The organism is Pseudomonas sp. IPO3749, assembly GCF_013386605.1.
Classification (GTDB): domain Bacteria; phylum Pseudomonadota; class Gammaproteobacteria; order Pseudomonadales; family Pseudomonadaceae; genus Aquipseudomonas; species Aquipseudomonas azotoformans_A.
Map to the genome: position 1 here is coordinate 49,716 of NZ_JACARN010000015.1, position 20,323 is coordinate 70,038.

Below are 20,323 nucleotides of genomic sequence, written 5' to 3' on the forward strand. Positions count from 1 at the left end.
ACAGCCGACTAAAAAATGTAACAGCTGCTACGGTCTTCATTCTCATAGCGCCACGACTGGATAATACCTTCGCCCGAGACGAGCACGGAGTATCGACAGTCGCGGATCCAGGTCACGAAGTAGCGCTGGCTGTCGCCCTCCTTCACAACCTGGTCATAGACCTTTTTCTTGTTGACCGGGGACCAATAGGAATCGCCACAGCCACGGCTGCAATCGTCATAGAGGTGGGCATCGAAGCGTGTGCCGACAAACGCGTTCCTGACGCCCGTCCATGCCGAGTGAGACGGCGCACAGCCCGCCAGCAACGTGGCCAACAAGGCGACACCCATGATTGTTTTCAAAGCGTTCTCAACCGAGCATTTCCCTATTGATTGACTTGACTGTGTTCGCTCGCTGGGTGAGCGTGCCAAGTTCCTCTAAGTAGAGCAAGCGAAGTCAAGACGTGTGCCTGTTCCTGACGCCAATGTGGGAGCTGGCTCGCCTGCGATTGCGGTGTATCAGAACCCAAAAGGTTGACTGACACTCCGCTATCGCGGGCAAGCCCGCTCCCACAGTTGACCGCGTACTGGCTTGAGTTATTTGGAGACTGGCATGGCGAATTCGGCACCTTGCTCGATGCTCTCCGACCAGCGCTGCATGATCGACTTCTGCTTGGTGTAGAAGCGCACGCCTTCGGTGCCATACGCGTGCATGTCGCCAAACAGGCTCTTCTTCCAGCCACCGAAGCCATGCCAGGCCATCGGCACCGGGATTGGCACGTTGATGCCGACCATGCCCACCTCAATACGTCGCGCAAATTCACGGGCGATGTTGCCGTCGCGGGTGAAGCAGCTCACGCCGTTACCGAACTCGTGATCGTTGACCAGCTTGATCGCCTCGGCAAAGTCATTCACACGCACACAGGCCAGCACCGGGCCGAAGATTTCTTCGCGGTAGATGCTCATTTCTTGGGTCACATGGTCGAACAGCGTCGCGCCCAGCCAGAAGCCGTTTTCCAGGCCCGCTTCAGTGGGCACGTAGTCACGCCCATCCAGCAGCAATTGCGCACCGGCCTGTACGCCTTGCTCGATGTAGCCGCTGATACGCTCCAACGCTGCGCGGGACACAATCGGGCCCATCTCGGCTTTCAAATCACGGCCGTCGGTGATGCGCAGTTGCTTGGCGCGTTCGGTCAGGGCGGCGATGACTTTATCGCCCACATCGCCTACCAGCACGGCAACGGAAATCGCCATGCAGCGCTCGCCAGCACTGCCGTAGGCGGCGCCCATCAGGGCGTCGACGGTTTTTTCGATATCGGCGTCGGGCATCACCACCATGTGGTTTTTTGCGCCGCCCAGGCCTTGCACGCGCTTGCCGTTGCGGGCGCCGGTTTCGTAGATGTACTGGGCAATCGGCGTGGAGCCGACAAAGCTCACGGCCTTGACGTCCGGGTGTTCGATCAGCGCATCCACCGACTCCTTGTCGCCCTGCACCACGTTGAACACGCCTTTGGGCAGGCCGGCTTCACGCAGTAGTTCGGCCATGAACAGCGAGGCGCTTGGGTCGGTCGGGCTTGGCTTGAGGATGAAGGTGTTGCCCGCCGCGATGGCGATCGGGTACATCCACATCGGCACCATCACCGGGAAGTTGAATGGCGTGACACCGGCCACAACGCCCAAGGGCTGGCGCATTGTCCAGTTGTCCATGCCACGGGAAACCTGGTCGGAATGCTCACCCTTGAGCAGGTTGGGAATGCCACAGGCGAACTCGAGAATGTCGATGCCCCGGTCGACTTCGCCCTGCGCGTCGGTGAAAACCTTGCCGTGCTCAGCGACGATAATGCGCGCCAGGTCGTCCTTGCGTTCGCGCAGCAGGTGCAGGTATTCGAACAGCACGCGGGCGCGGCGGATCGGCGGGGTATCCGCCCAACCGGCAAACGCGGCTTGGGCGGCGGCAACGGCTTCGGACACGGTCTGGCGGCTGGCCAGGGCGACGCGGCCGGTCTTTTCGCCGGTGGCGGGGTTGAAGACGTCCTGATAGCGATCATCGCGGGACACGCGTTGGTCGTTGATGTAATGCTCGATTGTCGTTGTCATGGCAGTAGATCCCAGGTGGGTAGCGTTGGGGATCACGATAGACTTTCGCTTTGTTCCAAACCAGAGCAGAATCCAGAACTTATTGTCCACATACGCGAACAATCTACTCATGGAAAAGGCTGAAATCGAAGGGCTTTGGACTCACATCCACTGGCTGTCAGTGCTGGAAGAACAAGGCACCTACACCGCCGCCGCCGCACGCCTGGGCGTGAGCAAGTCCGCCGTGAGCCAGCGTATTTCCGACCTGGAAAAGGCCACCGGCACGCGCCTGGTGACGCGCACCACGCGCAGTGTGCGGCTGACCGATGCGGGGCTGTCGTTGACCCGTGAAGTGCGCAGCGCTTATGAACAGATCGCCCGCAGTTTTTCGTCGGTGCGCGATTCGGTCGGGGAGATTCGCGGGCTGGTGCGGCTGACAGCGCCTGTCGCGTTTGCCCGTCAGCAACTGGTGCCGCATCTGTCGGAATTTTTGCAGCAGTACCCACAAGTGCGTATCCAACTGGACGTATCGGACGCCCTGAGTTCACTGGCCGCCGAAGGCTACGACCTGGCTGTACGCCACGGCTTCCAGGTGCCGGAAACCCATGTGGCCTGGAAGCTGTGTGACACCGGCTCGGTACTGGTCGCCACCCAGGATTACCTGCAACGCCACGGCGAGCCGCGCGAACCTGGCGACTTGTCCGCGCACAACTGCCTGTTCTACCCACGCGGCACCGACCAGCCCGCCTGGACCTTCGAGCGCGGCACAAAAAACGTCGAACGCCTCACCGTGCCCATCGCCGGCAGCTTCGCCACCAACAACAGCGAAGCCCTGCGTGACTCGGCGCTCAATCATCTGGGCATCGCCCTGCTTCCGGACTTCAGCGCCCATGCCGCGCTATCCAGCGGCAAGCTGGTGCAGGTGCTCAAGGGCTGGACACTCAAGGGCGCGTTTGCCGATGAGATCTACCTGATCCGACCGTATTCGCCGCATGTGCCGAAGGCGGTGAGTGTGTTGGTCAGTTATTTGAAGGGCAAACTGTCCGGCGGGTTTCGATACACAGCCCATTAATGGCCCGACCAAAATAGCACTAAGTGGATCTTTTTGAGGAACCAATTGGGCCGTAGCATTCTCTTGCGGCCACAACACTCCAGGCCGTGGCAGCGTCATCTCAAGGGCTCCCCCGTGGGGAGTGTTGATCATCATGAACTGGAACATCGTCCCCTCCACCGCCTTTCAAACCACCGCTGCGGTGATGTCCGCCATTGCCCTGCTCGGCTGCCAACCGCCCACACGGGCTGACTTCATCAAGTACCCGTCGTTACAGCAACGCTGGTCGATGATCTGCGACCCGCGCAGCAACATTGCGGAGGCAAACGTGGAAGGCTGCGAGAATTTCCATGCGTGGCAAACAGCAAGCCAAGGGCCGGTACTGGGTAATCTGATGAATCAGAACCTGGGCAAGTGAGGCGCCAGCTTTTTTCTCGAAGGATATTGCTCAGCAGAACTAAAAGTCCATAATGGACAAATTAGTTTATATGCGGAGACACCGATGTCCAGCACACCTCATGTGATCCATCACGCCCAGGCCCGCGAGCTGCTCAGCCAGATCGATGTACCGCAGATCCTGCGCAAGCTGTTCCGCGACCTGGCGAACGAGCAAGCGGTGCAGCCAGCGCAGCAACGGGTGGAGTTCCCGCAAGCCGCAGGCGACTTCATCAACTACCTGGGTGTATTGGCCGAAGATGGGGTGTACGGGGTCAAGACCTCGCCCTATATCGTGCGTGAGCAAGGCCCTCTGGTGACGGCATGGACCTTGCTGATGTCGATGCAGACCGGCCAGCCCCTGTTGCTATGCGATGCAGCCGAACTGACCACGGCACGCACGGCCGCGACCACGGCCCTGGCAGTGGACGCATTGGCGCCGTTATCCGCGCGACGCCTGGCGATCATCGGCAGTGGCAAGGTGGCCCAGGCGCACCTGCAGTATGTGAAAGGTTTCAGGGATTGGCAGAGCATCAACGTGTATTCGCCCAGCCTGGCCAATGCATCCGCCGAGGCCATCGCGCAGCTCAAGGACCTGGACCCACGTGTGGTCATCGCCAACAGTTGCGAGGCGGCAGTGGAAGGCGCCGACGTGATCCTACTGTGCACGTCGTCAGCCGGGCCGGTGCTCGACCCGACGCACTTGAGCAAACCGGCGCTGATCACCTCGATCAGCACCAACGCCCCGCGCGCCCATGAAGTGCCGCCACACAGCCTCAACACGATGCAGGTATTCTGCGACTATCGCCGCACCACCCCTGGCGCGGCCGGTGAAATGCTGATCGCCGCCGAACAGCACGGTTGGGACCCGCGCACCGTGGCCGGTGACCTACCCGAGTTACTCAGCGAACAGGTACAGCGCCCGACCTACGACCGCCACGTGTTCTTCCGCTCCATCGGCCTGGGCCTGGAAGACATCGCCCTGGCCAATGCCCTCTGGAGACAGCTATGAACCCTGCAGACTTCATCATCATCGGCGGCGGCATTGCCGGCGCGTCCACGGGTTTCTGGTTGTCGCAGCACGGCAAGGTGTTGGTGCTGGAGCGCGAAAGCCACCCGGCCTATCACTCCACCGGGCGTTCAGCGGCGCTGTATACCGCCGCGTATGGCACCCCGCAGGTGCGTGCGCTGACCCTGGCCAGTCGTGAGTTTTTCGACCACCCGCCCAGCGGTTTCTGCGAACACCCACTGCTGACGCCACGCGGCGAGTTGACGGTGGATTTCATCGGCGATGCGGCCGAGCTGAACGCCCAGTACCTGAGCGCCAAGGCCACTGTGGCGCAGGTGCAATTGCTCAGCGCCGACGAAGCCTGTGGGAAGTTGCCGATCTTGCGCCGCGAAAAAGTCCACGGTGCGCTGTATGACCCCACCGCCAGCGACATCGACACCGACGCCCTGCATCAGGGCTACCTGCGTGGCATCCGTCGCAACGGCGGCGAAGTGCGCACCGACAGTCATGTGCTCGGCTTGAGCCGCGATGATGACGGCATCTGGCACGTGCAAACCCAGGATTCAACCTGCACCGCACCCGTTATCATCAACGCCGCCGGCGCCTGGGCCGACCACATCGGCGGGCTCGCCGGCGCCGCGTCCATCGGCTTGCAGCCCAAGCGGCGCTCGGCGTTCATCTTCGCCGGCCCCGAAGGCGTCGACAGCCACCATTGGCCAATGCTGGTGGCGCTGGACGAATCCTTCTATATGAAGCCCGACGCCGGCATGTTCCTCGGCTCACCGGCCAACGCCGACCCGGTCGAACCCCAGGATATCCAGCCCGAAGAACTGGACATCGCCATGGGCATCTACCAGATCGAAGAAGCCACCACCCTGACCATCCGCCGCCCGACCCGCACTTGGGCCGGCCTGCGCAGTTTTGTACACGACGGTGATTTGCTCTCGGGGTTTGACCCGCAGGTAGCGGGGTTTTTCTGGGTGGCAGCACAAGGCGGCTACGGCATCCAGACCTCGCCGGCCATGGGCCAGGCCAGCGCGGCCTTGGTGCGTGGCGCGCCGCTGCCGGAGGCACTGACGCGGTTCGGCCTCGACGCTGGTATGCTCTCCCCTGCCCGCCTGGAGCCCCATTGATGAACACCGCTGAACAAGACAAGGTCATGCAGAACTTCCGTGCGATGGCCGACGCCATCGCCACACTGTTCTTCCCCCACGCCGAAGCGGTGCTGCACGACCTGCGCTCGCAAAAAGTCGATTACATCGCCAACAACCTGTCCAAGCGCAGCATCGGCGATGACTCGGCGCTGGAGGACATGCTCGACGCTGACGTCAGCGAAGTGAACATCGGCCCGTACGAAAAGCTCAACTGGGACGGCCAGAAAATCCGCAGCCTGAGCACCGTGCTGCATGACCACAAAGGTCGTCGCCTGGCGGTGCTGTGCATCAACCTGAATATTTCATTGTTCGAAAACGCCAAGGCGGCGCTGGACCTGTTCCTGTCTCCGAGCAAGCTGATCCCGCAACCGGACTCGCTGTTTCGCGATGACTGGCAGGAGCGCATCAATACCTTCCTGCACGCGTGGATGCGCGAGCGTCAGTTGAGCCTGAACCTGCTGACCCGTGACCACAAGCGCGAGCTGGTGCTGGCGCTGCATGCCGAAGGGGCGTTCAAGGGCAAGAGCGCGTCGAACTATGTGGCCAACGTGTTGGGCATGGGGCGGGCGACGGTCTACAAGCATTTGAAGGAACTGAAGGGCTAATGTGTGCGGGCGACTGCATTTTGTGGCGAGCGGGCTTGCCCCGCGTTGGACTGCGTAGCAGGCCCATTTTAGGGTCGCTTCGCAACCCAACGCGGGGCAAGCCCGCTCACCACAAGGGTGCGAATAGGCTGTGCGACAGCGCTAGTCGCCGTAGATGTCGGACTTGAAGTACTGCTGCGAAATCTTCTGATACTCACCACTGGCGCGAATGCCATCGATGGCCGCATTCAACTCGCCCACCAACGCCGTATTGCCCTTGCGCACCGCAATCCCGGCGCCCTCCCCCACGTATTTCGGGTCCTTGAGTTCCGGGCCGACAAACGCATAGCCCTCGCCGCGGGGCATCTGCAGGAAGTCGTTCAGGGGAATAGTGTCGGCAAAGATCGCATCCAGGCGGCCGGCCGCCAGGTCCATGTAGATCTCTTCGTTGTTGCTGTAGCGCTTGACGTTGATGCCCTTGGGTTCGAACACCTCGGTGGCATACCGGTCGGTGGTGGTGGCGCGCTGCACGCCGATGGTCTTGCCCTTGAGGCTGGCGTATTGGTCATCCACCACGGCGCCGTCCTTCATCACCAAACGCGATGAGGTGAAGTAGTACTTGTGGGTGAAATCCACCGATTTCTTGCGGTCTTCGTTGATGGTCATGGACGACAGGGCCATGTCGATTTTCTTCACTTTGAGGGAAGGAATCAGACCGTCGAACTCACCTTCGACCCACACACACTTGACCTTCATCTGCGCGCACAGCGCATTGCCGATGTCGTAGTCGAAGCCGACGATCTTGCCCTCTTGTGTCTTGGACGCAAATGGCGGGTAAGCCGCCTCGATGCCGATGCGCAGGGTTTTCTCGGCGGCCACCAAGTGGCTGGACGCAAGCAGGCCAAAGGCCAGGGCGGTAATGAGGGCGCGTTTCTTCATGAGGATGTTCTCGCAAGTTGTTGTTGGTTTTGGCAAGCCTGAAGAAAGAGAGGGAAGCGGTGATTTTGTACTTATAATTCCATATTGGACTTTTACGTCTTGATCGTCAATCGCACCGTTTGACGGTTCAACACCCATGACTTTTTTGCACAACGCACCGGTGTTTTTGAGCGTTCTGCTCTGATTTCTGCGTGCCTATACTCGGTCCAGCCTCTCGATCCAACCTCTCGGTTCAGCCGAGGGAACGTCCCACAACAATAATTAAGGACAGCCACCATGACCCAGCCCTTCCTGGCCGCTCGGGATTTTCTGCTCGCTCACCGCACCGACTACGCCACCGCCGTACGGGATTTCCGCTGGCCGCAACTGGGCGAATTCAACTGGGCCCTGGACTATTTCGACGCCATGGCCGAGGGCAATACGGCGGATGCGCTGTGGATCGTCGAGGAAGACGGCAGCGAGCAACGCTACAGCTTCCAGCAACTGGCGACGCGCTCCAACCAGGTGGCCAATCACCTGCGCGCCCTCGGCGTGCGCCGGGGTGATCGTGTGTTGTTGATGCTCGGCAATGACGTGGCGTTGTGGGACACCATGCTCGCCGCGTTCAAGCTCGGCGCCGTGGTCATACCCGCCACAGCGTTGCTGAACCCCGATGACCTGCGCGACCGCATCGAGCGCGGGCAGGTTCGTCACCTCGTGGTGGGTGAAGCGCACGTGCACAAGTTTGTCGGGCTGGCAGAGGGTTGCAGCCGCGTCTGTGTGGGGTCCGCGCCTGCCGGCTGGGTCGCACACAACGCGGCCTTTGAACACACTGAGCAGTTCGAGGCCGAAGGCCGCACCCTGGCCACCGACCCGATGTTGCTGTACTTCACCTCCGGCACCACGTCCAAGCCGAAAATGGTGCTGCACAGCCACCAGAGCTACCCCGTCGGGCACCTGTCGACCATGTACTGGATCGGCCTGCAACCGGGCGACCTGCACCTGAATATCTCGTCACCGGGCTGGGCCAAACATGCCTGGAGTTGCCTGTTCGCCCCATGGAATGCCGGCGCGTGCATTTTTATCCATAACGTCGCGCGGTTCAGCGCGCCGGCCCTGCTCAGTGCCTTGGAACGCTACGGCGTGACCAGCCTGTGCGCGCCGCCCACGGTATGGCGCATGCTGATCCAGGAGGATCTCGCCAGCTACAAATCACGCTTGAGCCTGCGCGAATTGGTCGGCGCCGGTGAACCGTTGAACCCGGAAATCATCGAACAGATTCAGCACGCCTGGGGCCTGCCGTTGCGTGATGGCTTCGGCCAATCGGAAACCACCGCGCTGGTCGGCAACACCCCCGGCCAGTTGCTCAAGCCCGGTTCCATGGGTCGCCCGTTGCCGGGTTATCAGGTTGCGCTGCTCGACCCGGACGGCATTCCCGGCAACGAAGGCGAAGTCGCCCTGCCCCTCGACGTGCGTCCGCTCGGCCTGATGCTCTGCTATGAAGACAGCCCGGAGAAAACCGCCGAGGTCATGCGTGACGGCTACTACCGCACCGGCGACACCGCGCAGATCGACGCCGACGGCTACATCACCTTCGTCGGTCGCGCCGACGATGTGTTCAAGGCCTCCGACTACCGCATCAGCCCATTCGAACTGGAAAGCGCGTTGATAGAACATCCGGCAGTCATGGAAGTGGCCGTAGTACCGAGCCCCGACCCGTTGCGCCTGGCGGTGCCCAAGGCATTCCTGATCCTGGCCCACGACGAACCGGGCAGCCATGAACTGGCCCGGCATATCCTCGCCTTCGCCCGCGAAAACCTCGCCCCATACAAGCGGGTGCGACGAATCGAATTCGTCACCGAACTGCCCAAGACCATCTCCGGAAAAATCCGCCGCGTGGAGCTGCGGCAGATGGAGGTGGTGCGACGCCAAAGCGACACGCGGGGTGAACAGGAGTATTTCGAAGAGGATTTTGCCTGACCGGTCAGAAGTCCACCGTGGCCGACAGCTGCAAAGTGCGCGGATAGCCTGGCGAAAACGCGCCATACGACGCCACGCCCGACCAGTACTCACGGTCAAACACGTTCTGCACGGTCGCGCGGAAGGTGGTTGGCCGGCCTTCGATCTTGGTCGCGTAGCGCGCGCCGGCATCGATGCGCGTCCACGAATCCAGTTCCTGGGTGTTGGCCTGGTTGACGTACTGGCTGTCGGTGTAGATCGCACCGCCGGTGAGGGTGAAGCCTTCCAGCCACGGTGTGTCCCACTCGGCCCAGAGGTTGGCCTGGATATCCGGCACGCCCACCGGTTTGTTGCCACGGTTGGCGGCGGTCGCGGACTGGGTCAGCTCACCATCGAGGAAGGTCACGCCGCCCATCAAGCGGGTGCCGGGCGCCACTTCGCCGAACATGCTCAGTTCGAGGCCACGGTTACGCTGTTCGGCCTGCACTGAATACACACCGTTGGTGCCCAACTCGCCGCTGGGCTTCTCGATCTGGAACAGCGCCACGGTGGTCATGAAGGTGCCGTGTTCGTACTTCACGCCCACTTCGTGTTGCTTGGATTCATAGGGTGCAAACGTCTCGCCGGCATTCGCCGCCGTGCCGGGGGCGATATCACCTTTGCTCAAGCCTTCGACATAGTTGTAGTAGAGCGACACATCCTCCCAGGGCTTGACCACCACCCCCACCAACGGCGTGGTGGCGTTGTCTTTGTAGCGCGAGCTGACCACGCCGGTGGCGCTGTAGTTACGCGACTCGATGTCTTGGCGGCGTACGCCCAACGTCAGTTGGATACGGTCATCCAGAATCCCCAAGGTGTCGGTCAGCGCCACGCCGGACAGTTCCGATTCGGAGATGCGCAGCACCTTCGGCGTGTTGATCGACTGTTTGGGCGTGTCCACCGGGTGGTAGATATTGGAGCGGATCTCCGTGCCGTTGGTGATGCCCCGTGAGAGTTCATCCTGGTAACGGGTCGCCATCAATGTGGTGGTATGGGTCACCGGCCCCGTGGCGAACAGCCCGCGCAAGCCCACGTCAGCGGTCGAGCGGTCGACGTTGAATTTGTAGTACCCCGGAATATTGCTGGTATCGCCGGCCTCGTTGAGGATGCGCGGCACCTGGTCGGACATGCGCTTCACATCCGACTTGCCGCCACCGGCATGGGCGAACACGGTCAGGTTGTCGTTGAGGTCGTATTCGCCGCCGAGCAAGGCCGATTGCTCCTTGGTGTCGGACCAGCCCCATTTCTGCGGCAGGCTGGTGCGGCCATTCGGCGCGGACGGCACTTCCACTCCTGGCGCAAGGGTGAAGGGCCGCGAGGCGCCCTCCCAGCTTTCCTTCTGGCTGATGTAGTCGAGGTTCAGGCGCAGGCGTTCGCCGCGATAATCCAGGGCAATGGCGCCGATACCGACGTCGCGGTTCTGGTTGTCCACGGCGGTATCGCCGCCCTGCAGGCTGCCGTTGAAGCGCACGCCAAACTGGTTTTCGTCACCGAAACGTCGGCTGATATCCAGGTGACCGCCCACTTGTGTGTCCGAAGCGTAGCTGCCGGTGAAGCGCGTCAGATCCTGGTCCAGCGGGCGCTTGGGCACGATGTTGATCACCCCGCCGACGCCGCTGTTCGGTGAAATCCCGTACATCAACGCGCCCGGCCCCTTGAGCACTTCAACGCGCTCAGCGTACTCGGTAAACGCCCGGTAGTTGGGCGCCACGCCGTACACACCGTCGTAGGCCAACTCGCCCAGGTTGCCCTCGCCGATGGCGAAGCCCCGGATGAAAAACGAATCGACAATACCGCCAGTCTGGCCGGTTGAGCGCACCGAAGGATCCCGCTCCAACGCATCGGCCACGGTCACCGTTTGCAGGTCGGCCAGGGTCTTGGCGGTGTAGCTGGTGACGCTGAACGGCGTGTCCATCACGTCCTTGTTGCCCAGCATGCCCAAACGCGCGCCACGGGCGACCTGGCCACCGGCGAGCACCTCCGGCAAGTCGGTAGGGCCGTGGTAAACAGCGTTGACGTTCGTCGCGTCAAGGGTCAGGCTTTGCGCGCTGTCGTCGGTCGAAGCCTGGGTGGCAGCCCAGGTGTTGGTGCTGGCGGCGGCAAGCATCAGGGCGGTACGGACAGCGAGGGTTAACCGGCTGGCAACGGGCATGGCATCAGGGTCCTTTCATCGTGAGAAATGAGCATTACTCCTGATGCCAGCCGACGCGGGAAAAAGTATCAGCGTCCCGCGCGTTTTTTTACCGAGACCGATTCATGCCAACCACCCGTGTCCTGATTTACCTGCTGTTCACGATCCAACTTGTGTCGATGGGTGCCATGGAAATGAGCGGCCCATTCTGGCCCTTGCACCTGCGCGAGCTGACCGACTCCGACACGCTGTTCAGCTTCGCCAGCATCGCGGTGTACGTGGGGCCGATGCTTGGCATTTTGCTGACCAGTGCGTTCTGGGGCCGTATCGGCGATCGCTACGGCCACAAGTGGATGATGATCCGTGCGCTGGTCGGGCTGACCCTGACCCAATTGGGGCTGGCACTGTTCAGCGACCTTTGGACGATCCTGGTCCTGCGCTTCCTGCAGGGCGCCTGCGCCGGGTATATCGCCCCGGCGCAGGCGTATGGGGTGAGCATCGAGGCGCCTTCGCGGCGCGCGCGTTTGTTTGCGCTACTGCAGATTTCCACCAATGTTGGCTCATTGCTGGGCGCGGTGGTGGGCGGCTTGATCCTCGACCATGCCACGTTCTTCTGGATCAACCTCAGCGCCGCCGCACTCTGCGCGGTGTGCACGCTGGTGGCGGCGGTGACCCTGCCGGATGTTGCGCCGGTCAAAAAAACCGCGTCGGCTCCCAAGAACGGTGTGTGGCAAGGGTCCGCACTGTTACCACTGCTGAGTGTGATGGGCATTCTGCTGCTCGCGCGGATGCTGCCGCAAACCTCGTTCTCGCTGTATGTGAACACCACCTTCAACGTGAGCAACGCGGTGGTCGGCCTGTGCTACGGCTTGCTGGCGCTGGGGTTCATCCTGTCGGCCACGGCCTGGTCGCGGCATTTCGAGGGGCGTACGCAAGCCGACACGCTGCGGCGCATCGGTTACGTGGTACTCGGCTGCATTGCCCTCACCGGCCTGGCCGGCGTCACCCGAGAACCTGTGGTGTTTGTGTGCGCCTACTTCATCTGGGGCGTGCTGTTGGGCGCGACCACGCCGGTGCTGACCGCGCTGATCTCCAAGACCGCCGACAGCGCCCGTCAGGGCCATGTGCTGGGGATCGCCCAGGGCACCGCGCAGTTCGCCTCGATTGCCGGCATCTGCCTCGGCGGGTTGCTCAGCCAGGTGTATGGCCTGGCGTACACCTACCTGTTCGTGTGCCTGGCGTACGCGGTGGCCTGGGTTGCGATTCTCGCGTTGCGTTACCGCAGGGTTGTCCCTTAGCATTGGGAATACTTCTCAATTGCACGGATCCGCGCCATGAGCGAAATCCTTACCGCCAATAACCAGCAGCACCTGCGCGTGATCGAGGCCCTGTACAGCGGCCATCACGGTTGGCTGTACGCCACGCTCAAGCGCAAACTCGGCAACGCCATGGATGCGGCCGACCTGGCCCAGGACACCTTCACGCGCATCCTCGCGTCCCAGGTCACGGTGATCGACCAGCCGCGGGCGTACCTGAGCTGTGTGGCCAAGGGCATCCTGGTCAACTGGTATCAGCGCAAGGCGTTGGAACGCGCTTACCTGGAGGCGCTCGCCAGCGTGCCGCCCCATGAAGTGCCTTCGCCGGAAGCGCATTTCGTGGTGCTGGAGACCCTGCACGAGATCGACGCGATGCTCGACGCCCTGCCGCCACTGGTCAAGCGCGCCTTCCTGCTGTCACAGCTCAACGGCCTCAAATACCAGGACATCGCCGAGCAACTGGGCGTGTCGCTGATCACCGTCAAACGCTACATGAAACAGGCTTTTGTGCAGTGCCTGATGCTGGTGGAATAAGTGCTCAGCCTGCGCAAGCAACCCCCGTTAGCCCCCGAAGTCCTCGAAGAAGCCGCCGAATGGCTGATGCGCCTAAGCGAAGGCGGCCTCAGCGACCACGAACGCGCCGAATGGGAGCGCTGGAAAGTCAGCAGCCCCGAACGTGATCGCGCCTGGGCCCGCGCACAGTTGCTGCAAAGCAAGTTGGGCGGCCTGCCGCCAGCCCTGGCCATGTCGGCACTGGATCGGCCGAGCCACCCGGAACGCCGTGCAGCCTTGGGCAAGCTGGCCCTGCTGCTGGCGGTGATGCCGGTCGGCTGGGGCAGTTGGAAACTGGCGCAGACCCAACAGTGGACCGCCGACTACCGCACCCGCGTGGGCGAGCGGCGCGAATGGGTCCTGGCCGACGGCTCGCGCATCACCCTCAACACCGATTCCGCCATCGACGTGCTGTTCGACAGCCAGCAGCGCCGGGTGCACTTGCGTGAAGGTGAAATACTGGTGCAGACCGCCCAGGATGCGTCCCGCCCGTTCCTGGTCAGTACCGGCCAGGGCCGCATGCAAGCCCTGGGCACGCGTTTTACCGTACGCGAATGGAACGCACGCACCCACCTGGCCGTGCTCGAAGGCGCCGTCAAAGTGATGCTGGCCGACAACCGCCAGGTCGCGCCGTTGGTGGTCAACGCCGGGCAACGCACAGACTTTTCCGCGCAGACCTTTGGCTCGCTCACCCCCACCGACCGCAATGTCGGCGCCTGGGCCCAGGGCATGCTGATGGCCGACAAGATGCGCCTGGCGGATTTCGTCGCCGAGCTGACCCGCTATCGCCGAGGCTTCGTGCGCTATGACCCGGCGATTGCCGACCTGCGCATTTCCGGCGCCTTCCCCATCAGCGACACCCAGCGCACCTTGAACATGCTGGTGCAGACCTACCCGGTGCTCGTCAGCGGCCACTTGAACGGCTATTGGGTCACCCTGTCGCCCGCCTGAGCGGGCGCGAAAAATAAAACACCGCTCGGGTGATACTTTTTCCGATCTCGACTGGCACACACAGGAACCCCCCTTTTCCTCTCGTCCACAGGGCTCCCTTTGATGCTTGTGATTCGCAGCGCGCTGCTCAGCCTGGCCCTGGCCAGCGCCGCCATGGCCGCGCAGTTGGATGCGGTCGCGGTCCGTGCCTACCAGATCGCGCCAGGCCCGCTCGGCGCCACGCTGTCGAGTTTTGCCGTGGACGCGGGCATCGCCTTGTCGTTCGTCCCGGCCCTCACCGAAGGCCTGACCAGCCCTGGGCTGTCTGGTACTTACTCAACCCAGGAAGCCGTCATCCGCCTGTTGGCCGGCAGTGGCCTGGACATGGTGTTGCGCAGCGACGGCACCTACACGCTGGTGCAGCGCCAAGTCACCCTCTCGGACACCACGGTCAGTGGCGTCGAGCAACGCGCCGACAGCCTGCCACCGGTGTATTCGGGCGGCCAGGTGGCCGTCGGTGGGCGACTGGGCATGCTCGGTAATGCGGATGTGATGGACGCACCGTTCAGCGTCAGCACCTACACCGCCTCGTTGATCAAGGACCAGCAAGCCACCACCGTCGGAGACCTACTGGAGCGCGATTCCTCGGTGCGCTCCACCGGGCAGACCGGCGGCATTGTCGACTCGTTTTTCATCCGTGGGTTTCCGGTGGGCGAAGGCAACCTCGGCGAATTGGCGTTCGACGGCGTGTACGGCGTGGCTTCCAACTACCGGGTGTTCACCGAATACGCCGAACGTATCGAAGTGGTGAAAGGCCCCGGCGCGCTGCTCTACGGCATGTCGCCCAACAGCGCGGTGGGCGGAGTGATCAACGTGGTGCCCAAGCGCTCGCTGGAGGAAGACCTGACCCGCTACACCGCCAGCTATGCCCAGGATGCGCACGTCGGTAACCGGATCGATATCAGCCGGCGCTTTGGCGAAGAGCGCCGCTTCGGTATGCGGCTCAACGGCGGCGTGCAACAAGGCGACACGGTGATCGACAAGCAATCCCGTGAAGTCGGCATCGGTGCGCTGTCCCTGGATTATCAAGGCGAGCGCCTGCGCACCAGCCTGGACCTGATTTCCCAGGAGGAAACCTTCGACGCGGCCTCCCGACCGTTCCTGATCGCCTCAGGCGTAAAGATTCCCGACGCCGCCAATGGCCGTACCAACGTCAGCCAGGACTGGGGCTGGTCGCGCACCCGGGACAAATCCGCCCTGCTCAGCGGCGAGTACGACCTCACCGACAACCTGACGGTGTTCGCCCATGCCGGTGGCGGCAAATCGGCAGTGGCGCGCCTGTCCGACCAGACCCCAAGCATTGTCAACACGGCCGGCGACACCTCGTCGATCCCCGGTTACTACCGCTTCGAAGTGCAGCGCTACACGGTGGATGCCGGTGCGCGCCTGCGCTTCGACACGGGGCCGATCAACCACAGCAGTACCCTGCAAGTCACCCGCTATCGCGATGAGCTGTCGCGGGGGATTATCTCCGGCGCGCCGGTGCTGTCGAATATCTACCACCCGGTCGAGCGCCCCAAACCCTCCATCGCCAAGCCGGACGCGCCGAAAGTCTCCGCCACCGAGTTATCCGGCGTGGCCATTGCCGACACCTTATCGATACTCGACCAACGCGTGCAGGTCACCGTAGGCTTGCGCAAACAGAACATCCAGTCCCATAACTACAACGCCGCCGGCGCGGTGACCACGGCCTACGACGCCGGCAAGACCACGCCGCTGTTCGGCGCGGTGGTCAAGCCCTGGGAGCATGTGTCGTTTTATTACAACTACCTCGAAGGCCTGAGCAAAGGCGACGTGGCACCGTCCAATGCGGCCAACGCCGGGGAAATTTTTGCGCCCTATGTTTCCAGGCAGCATGAAGTCGGGGTGAAGTTCGATTACGGCACCTTCATGTCGACGCTGGCGCTGTTCCAGATCCAGAAACCCACCGGCGAACTGGCCCAGGGGCGCTTCTCGGTACAAGGCGAACAACGCAATCGCGGCCTGGAGCTGAGCCTGTTTGGCGAAGTCGCCCCAGGCACGCGCCTGCTCGGCGGCGTGACCCTGCTGGATGCACAGCTCACCAAAACCAGCATCGCCGCCAATCAGGGCAACACCCCGGTGGGCGTGCCCGAAGTGCAAGCCAACCTCTGGGCCGAATGGGACACCCCGTGGGTCGAAGGGCTGACGTTGACCAGCGGCGCGATCTATACCGCCAGCCAGTACGTCAACCAGGCCAACACCCAACAGCTGGACGCCTGGACTCGCTTCGATGTCGGCGCGCGCTACAGCACGCGCATCGCCGAGCGGCCGACCACCTTCCGCGCCACCGTGCAGAACCTGTTCGACCGCGAATATTGGTCCGGCGTGGCCTCCTACGGCGCGTTTTCCCAGGGTTCGCCACGCACCCTCCTCCTGTCGGCCACGGTCGACTTCTGATACCTGCAAGGGCTCACATGATGCGTTCGATTGTTCGATGCGGCCACGTTTTGGCGGCGCTGTTGTTCACCGGGTTGCTGGGCATGCCTGCGCTGGCGGCGCCCACCACCGTCACTGATTTGCTGGGGCGCCAGGTCAAGGTCAACCTGCCGGTGCAGCGGGTGATTCTGGGTGAAGGGCGCCAGCTGTACCTGGTGGCGGCGCTGGATACGCAAAACCCCATCGAGCGCATCGTCGGCTGGCGCAAGGACCTGATCCAGTCCGACCCGGACACCTACAACGCCTACCTGCGTCAATTCCCCGAGATCGCCCACATCCCCACCTTCGGCGGTTTTGAAGACGGCACCTTCGACATCGAACAAGCGATTTCCCAGCGGCCCGACGTGATCATCCTCAATATCGAGGCGCAGCACGCCACCGAGGACGCGCGCTACATCGAGAAGCTCGACGCCCTGGGTATTCCGGTGGTGTATGTGGACTTTCGCAACCAGCCCATGACTAACACCGAACCGACCATGCGCCTGTTCGGCCAGTTGTTCGGCAAGGAAGACCGGGCCGAGGCGTTTATCGCGTTCCGCAACCAGCAGATCCGCCGCGTGACCGAGGTGATTGCCGCGCAGCAACCCAAGCGCCCCGCCGTGTTCATCGAGCGCATCGGCGGCTACACCGACGATTGTTGCCTGAGTTTCGGCGATGAAAACTTCGGACTCTTTGTCGAGATGGCCGGCGGCAACAACGTCGCCAAAGGCATCATCCCCAGCACCTTTGGCCAACTGAATCCCGAGCAAGTGATCGTGGCCAACCCGGACCAGGTGGTCGTCACCAGCGCCAACTGGGAAGCTTTCGCGCCGGGTGGCCATTGGATCGGCGTCGGCCCTGGCGCAGACATGGACCAAGCCCGGCACAAGCTGGCGTGGTACACCCAACGCCCGGCCTACGCCGGGATCAAGGCCCAGCAGACCCAGGCCTTCCACGCGATCTGGCATCAGTTCTACAACAGCCCGTATCAGTTCGTGGCGATCCAGCAATTGGCCAAATGGTTTCACCCAACGCTGTTTGCGGACCTCGACCCGCAAGCCGCGTTTCGCGAGTTGCATGAACGATTCCTGCCGGTGCCCTACGCGCCCGGCTACTTCGTGAGCCTCAAGCCATGACCGCCTACCGTCAACTGGTGCTGCGCAAACGCCTGATTTTGGCCATCCTGACCCTGCTGTTGCTGTGCAGTGTGTTGCTGGATTTGGCCCTGGGCCCGGCGCGCTACAGCCTCAGTGAAGTGCTCGGCGCGCTGCTGTCGCCAGACAGCGCAGCGCCCCAGGTACGCGTGGTGATGTGGGATATCCGCCTGCCGGTCGCGCTGATGGCGGTGGCGGTCGGCGCGGCGTTATCCCTGGCCGGAGCGCAGATGCAGACGATCCTCAACAACCCGTTGGCCAGCCCGTTCACCCTCGGGCTTTCCGCCGCCGCCAGCTTTGGCGCGGCCATGGGGCTGGCCTTCGGCGTGGCACTGTTTCCGTTGGCGGCGCAGTACATGGTGCCGGTCAACGCGTTCATCATGGCGATGCTGTGCGCACTGCTGATCCACTTCCTGAGCCTGCGCCGTGGTGTCACCGCCGAAACCATCGTACTGCTCGGCATTGCCTTGGTCTTCACCTTCAACGCGCTGTTGGCGCTGGTGCAGTTTTTCGCCACCGAGCAAGCCGTGGCGGCCGTGGTGTTCTGGACCATGGGCAGCCTGACCAAGGCCACCTGGCCCAAGCTGGGCGTGATCTGCCTGGTGATCCTGATCACCCTGCCGATCTTCGCCAAACGTGCCTGGGCCCTGACCGCCCTGCGCCTGGGCGACGACAAGGCCGCCAGCTTCGGCATCAACGTGCGCAGCCTGCGTTTCCAGACGCTGATCATGGTCAGCCTGCTCGCCTCGTTCCCGGTGGCCTTTGTCGGCACCATCGGCTTTATCGGCTTGGTCGGCCCGCACATCGCCCGCATGCTGATTGGCGAAGACCAACGCTTCTTCCTGCCCGCCTCGCTGCTCACCGGCGCGTTGATTCTGTCGGCCAGTTCGGTGGTCAGCAAAACCCTGATCCCCGGTGCGATTTTCCCGATTGGCGTGGTCACCTCACTGATCGGCGTGCCGTTCTTTATCTCCCTGATCCTGAGCGGGAAGAAAAACCCATGGTAAGCATTCAGTTGCAGGACCTCGGCGCCACCTACGGGCAATGCAGCATCATCCGCGGCGTGACCACCGCCCGTTTTGTCGGCGGCCAAGTGGTGGCGGTGGTCGGGCCCAACGCGGCCGGCAAATCCACCTTATTCAAGCGCATGGCCGGGCTGATCGACGGGCCTGGACAAGTGATCCTGCAGGACTCGGCAAAAGGCCTCCAAGGCATCAGCTACATGCCCCAAGGCCTGAACGCCAGCGCCCGCTTGACGGTGTATGAATCCGTCTTGCTGGCACGCAAGCAGCTAGCACCCGGCTGGACGGTGCATGATGACGAGCTGAAGTTGGTCGATGAAATCCTCACCGCCCTCGGCATCACCGAGCTGTCCTTTCGCAACCTCGGTGAACTCAGCGGCGGCCAGCAGCAGTTGGTGTCCATCGCCCAGACCTTGGTGCGCGAACCCGACGTGTTGCTGATGGACGAACCCACCAGCGCCCTCGACATGCATCGCCAGGTGCAGGTGCTGAACTTCATGCAGGCCCTGGCGCGCAAACGGGAGGTGATTGTGTTCATCGCCCTGCACGACCTGAACCAGGCGCTGCGTTTTGCCGACCAGGTGCTGGTGATCGCCGACGGCACCGCCCAGGGCAGCGGGCCGAGCCATGAGGTGATCAATGAGGCAATGCTGCGCGAGGTGTACAAGGTCGAGGCGCGGATCGAGCGGTGCAGTCGGGGGCAGCCGCATATTTTGATCGACGATATTGTGTAAGGCTTGAGTCCGTAGGGTGGCGTTTTGTCATGGTTTGTAAAGGGCCAGCAAGGCGCATCGCTTTTAATTGCAGGACGTTTCCTAGACAATCGCTGCCGCCTTGTGCCTGCTGGAATCGATGGCTAGTCTGCAGCCGTCACTGCCTATTCAGTGATCGGGTTTAGTCGCCCGGAATGGCACAAGGCGCACGGTCACATGTAGTTTTATGGTGGCTGTGCGCAGGGCACCCTCGGGTGCGCCGGATTTCCTTGTGGCCGGTCGACTAACCTGCGTACAGCCGCCACCCATCGTTTAGTCGCGACAGGTGTTGGCTCCTATTTACACGAGGAACTACACCATGAATAAAGTCCTACCCGATCCACCCATCGACCCCGCAAAAGACCGCGCCGCGTTCAACCGCGCCATCGACCATTACCTGCCTACCCAAGGTTTCCACTCGGTCAACGAAGACCTCAGCTTCGAAGACGCCCTGCTCTACACCGCCAGCTTGCTCGACAGCGCGTCGGCCACCGCACTCGATTGTGGTGAGCAATTGGCAAGCCCTGAGCGGGCGAAGATCCTGGCGGTGTGGCATTTGCTGGAAATCGCCAAGACCACGGTGGACCGCTCTATTGAATGCCTGAAACACAACTAAAACAGATGGGAGCGGGCCAGCCCTAATGCCAGTCAGTTAAAGGCGAACACTTTACCTGGGCGAGGGAGCTTGCTCCCGTTGGGTCGCGAAGCGGCCCCAAAAATGGGACTGCTGCGCAGTCCAACGGGAGCAAGCGCCGCCTGATGCAAAA

General features: G+C 62.4%; 18 protein-coding genes. 14 read left to right on the plus strand and 4 right to left on the minus strand.

Translation table 11 applies throughout. The features are described 5' to 3' along the window. Positions 1 to 8: 8 nt before the first annotated feature. Positions 9 to 329: a hypothetical protein gene (locus HX812_RS07370; protein ID WP_050572397.1), complete on the minus strand. Its 321-nt coding sequence runs from the start codon at positions 327 to 329 to the stop codon at positions 9 to 11. A 246-nt stretch (positions 330 to 575) separates the two neighbouring features. Next, positions 576 to 2,075, minus strand: coding sequence for a CoA-acylating methylmalonate-semialdehyde dehydrogenase (locus HX812_RS07375; protein WP_038844213.1), 1,500 nt, complete (start codon positions 2,073 to 2,075; stop codon positions 576 to 578). Positions 2,076 to 2,184: 109 nt separating this feature from the next. Between HX812_RS07375 and HX812_RS07380 the strand changes: the two genes are divergently transcribed. From HX812_RS07380 to HX812_RS07400, 5 genes are all read left to right on the plus strand, one after another. Then, complete coding sequence (locus HX812_RS07380; protein ID WP_038844215.1) at positions 2,185 to 3,126, plus strand: LysR family transcriptional regulator; 942 nt, start codon at positions 2,185 to 2,187, stop codon at positions 3,124 to 3,126. A 133-nt stretch (positions 3,127 to 3,259) separates the two neighbouring features. Continuing rightward, the gene (locus tag HX812_RS07385; protein WP_218174485.1) at positions 3,260 to 3,523 is read left to right on the plus strand and encodes a hypothetical protein; all 264 of its coding nucleotides are present in this window, start codon (positions 3,260 to 3,262) and stop codon (positions 3,521 to 3,523) included. Between the two features lie 84 nt (positions 3,524 to 3,607). Beyond that, the gene (locus tag HX812_RS07390; protein WP_038844217.1) at positions 3,608 to 4,552 is read left to right on the plus strand and encodes an ornithine cyclodeaminase family protein; all 945 of its coding nucleotides are present in this window, start codon (positions 3,608 to 3,610) and stop codon (positions 4,550 to 4,552) included. Then, entirely contained in the window at positions 4,549 to 5,682 is a 1,134-nt protein-coding gene (locus HX812_RS07395) for an FAD-binding oxidoreductase (RefSeq protein WP_038844219.1), read from the plus strand. Before HX812_RS07390 ends, HX812_RS07395 begins: the two co-directional genes overlap by 4 nt. Then, positions 5,682 to 6,308, plus strand: a complete 627-nt coding sequence (locus HX812_RS07400) for a transcriptional regulator (protein ID WP_016978348.1) — start codon at positions 5,682 to 5,684, stop codon at positions 6,306 to 6,308. The genes HX812_RS07395 and HX812_RS07400 overlap by 1 nt, the downstream gene beginning before the upstream one ends. Before the next feature lie 141 nt (positions 6,309 to 6,449). Here HX812_RS07400 and HX812_RS07405 read toward each other — a convergent pair whose 3' ends face one another. Continuing rightward, positions 6,450 to 7,226, minus strand: a complete 777-nt coding sequence (locus HX812_RS07405; protein ID WP_038851449.1) for an ABC transporter substrate-binding protein — start codon at positions 7,224 to 7,226, stop codon at positions 6,450 to 6,452. Between the two features lie 276 nt (positions 7,227 to 7,502). Here HX812_RS07405 and HX812_RS07410 point away from each other — a divergent pair, with 276 nt between their 5' ends. Then, the gene (locus tag HX812_RS07410) at positions 7,503 to 9,185 is read left to right on the plus strand and encodes an AMP-binding protein (RefSeq protein WP_038851448.1); all 1,683 of its coding nucleotides are present in this window, start codon (positions 7,503 to 7,505) and stop codon (positions 9,183 to 9,185) included. Between the two features lie 4 nt (positions 9,186 to 9,189). Here the strand turns inward: HX812_RS07410 and HX812_RS07415 are convergent, their stop codons facing one another. Continuing rightward, positions 9,190 to 11,355 carry a TonB-dependent siderophore receptor gene (locus HX812_RS07415; RefSeq protein ID WP_038851447.1) on the minus strand — a complete coding sequence of 722 codons (2,166 nt, stop codon included), beginning with the start codon at positions 11,353 to 11,355 and terminating at the stop codon, positions 9,190 to 9,192. 104 nt (positions 11,356 to 11,459) lie between these two features. On the opposite strand from HX812_RS07415, the gene HX812_RS07420 reads away from it, so the two are divergent. From HX812_RS07420 to HX812_RS07455, 8 genes are all read left to right on the plus strand, one after another. After that, positions 11,460 to 12,632, plus strand: coding sequence for an MFS transporter (locus HX812_RS07420; RefSeq protein ID WP_038851445.1), 1,173 nt, complete (start codon positions 11,460 to 11,462; stop codon positions 12,630 to 12,632). 36 nt (positions 12,633 to 12,668) lie between these two features. Then, positions 12,669 to 13,184, plus strand: a complete 516-nt coding sequence (locus HX812_RS07425) for a sigma-70 family RNA polymerase sigma factor (protein ID WP_038851443.1) — start codon at positions 12,669 to 12,671, stop codon at positions 13,182 to 13,184. Then, positions 13,185 to 14,153 (plus strand): FecR domain-containing protein, encoded by a 969-nt coding sequence (locus HX812_RS07430; RefSeq protein ID WP_038851441.1) that lies wholly within the window; start codon positions 13,185 to 13,187, stop codon positions 14,151 to 14,153. A 102-nt stretch (positions 14,154 to 14,255) separates the two neighbouring features. Beyond that, entirely contained in the window at positions 14,256 to 16,610 is a 2,355-nt protein-coding gene (locus HX812_RS07435) for a TonB-dependent receptor (protein WP_038851476.1), read from the plus strand. Positions 16,611 to 16,630: 20 nt separating this feature from the next. Next, the gene (locus HX812_RS07440) at positions 16,631 to 17,764 is read left to right on the plus strand and encodes an ABC transporter substrate-binding protein (RefSeq protein WP_038851474.1); all 1,134 of its coding nucleotides are present in this window, start codon (positions 16,631 to 16,633) and stop codon (positions 17,762 to 17,764) included. After that, positions 17,761 to 18,789, plus strand: coding sequence for an iron ABC transporter permease (locus HX812_RS07445; RefSeq protein ID WP_038851439.1), 1,029 nt, complete (start codon positions 17,761 to 17,763; stop codon positions 18,787 to 18,789). The genes HX812_RS07440 and HX812_RS07445 overlap by 4 nt, the downstream gene beginning before the upstream one ends. Continuing rightward, positions 18,783 to 19,538, plus strand: a complete 756-nt coding sequence (locus HX812_RS07450; RefSeq protein WP_038851432.1) for an ABC transporter ATP-binding protein — start codon at positions 18,783 to 18,785, stop codon at positions 19,536 to 19,538. The genes HX812_RS07445 and HX812_RS07450 overlap by 7 nt, the downstream gene beginning before the upstream one ends. 337 nt (positions 19,539 to 19,875) lie before the next feature. Next, positions 19,876 to 20,172 (plus strand): DUF6124 family protein, encoded by a 297-nt coding sequence (locus tag HX812_RS07455; RefSeq protein ID WP_016978361.1) that lies wholly within the window; start codon positions 19,876 to 19,878, stop codon positions 20,170 to 20,172. Positions 20,173 to 20,323 lie beyond the last annotated feature (151 nt).

Coding starts and splice junctions, on each gene's coding strand:
- HX812_RS07370 (WP_050572397.1), bottom strand. CDS start 329: ATGGGTGTCGCCTTGTTGGCCACGTTGCTGGCGGGCTGTGCGCCGTCT.
- HX812_RS07375 (WP_038844213.1), bottom strand. CDS start 2,075: ATGACAACGACAATCGAGCATTACATCAACGACCAACGCGTGTCCCGC.
- HX812_RS07380 (WP_038844215.1), top strand. CDS start 2,185: ATGGAAAAGGCTGAAATCGAAGGGCTTTGGACTCACATCCACTGGCTG.
- HX812_RS07385 (WP_218174485.1), top strand. CDS start 3,260: ATGAACTGGAACATCGTCCCCTCCACCGCCTTTCAAACCACCGCTGCG.
- HX812_RS07390 (WP_038844217.1), top strand. CDS start 3,608: ATGTCCAGCACACCTCATGTGATCCATCACGCCCAGGCCCGCGAGCTG.
- HX812_RS07395 (WP_038844219.1), top strand. CDS start 4,549: ATGAACCCTGCAGACTTCATCATCATCGGCGGCGGCATTGCCGGCGCG.
- HX812_RS07400 (WP_016978348.1), top strand. CDS start 5,682: ATGAACACCGCTGAACAAGACAAGGTCATGCAGAACTTCCGTGCGATG.
- HX812_RS07405 (WP_038851449.1), bottom strand. CDS start 7,226: ATGAAGAAACGCGCCCTCATTACCGCCCTGGCCTTTGGCCTGCTTGCG.
- HX812_RS07410 (WP_038851448.1), top strand. CDS start 7,503: ATGACCCAGCCCTTCCTGGCCGCTCGGGATTTTCTGCTCGCTCACCGC.
- HX812_RS07415 (WP_038851447.1), bottom strand. CDS start 11,355: ATGCCCGTTGCCAGCCGGTTAACCCTCGCTGTCCGTACCGCCCTGATG.
- HX812_RS07420 (WP_038851445.1), top strand. CDS start 11,460: ATGCCAACCACCCGTGTCCTGATTTACCTGCTGTTCACGATCCAACTT.
- HX812_RS07425 (WP_038851443.1), top strand. CDS start 12,669: ATGAGCGAAATCCTTACCGCCAATAACCAGCAGCACCTGCGCGTGATC.
- HX812_RS07435 (WP_038851476.1), top strand. CDS start 14,256: ATGCTTGTGATTCGCAGCGCGCTGCTCAGCCTGGCCCTGGCCAGCGCC.
- HX812_RS07440 (WP_038851474.1), top strand. CDS start 16,631: ATGCGTTCGATTGTTCGATGCGGCCACGTTTTGGCGGCGCTGTTGTTC.
- HX812_RS07445 (WP_038851439.1), top strand. CDS start 17,761: ATGACCGCCTACCGTCAACTGGTGCTGCGCAAACGCCTGATTTTGGCC.
- HX812_RS07450 (WP_038851432.1), top strand. CDS start 18,783: ATGGTAAGCATTCAGTTGCAGGACCTCGGCGCCACCTACGGGCAATGC.
- HX812_RS07455 (WP_016978361.1), top strand. CDS start 19,876: ATGAATAAAGTCCTACCCGATCCACCCATCGACCCCGCAAAAGACCGC.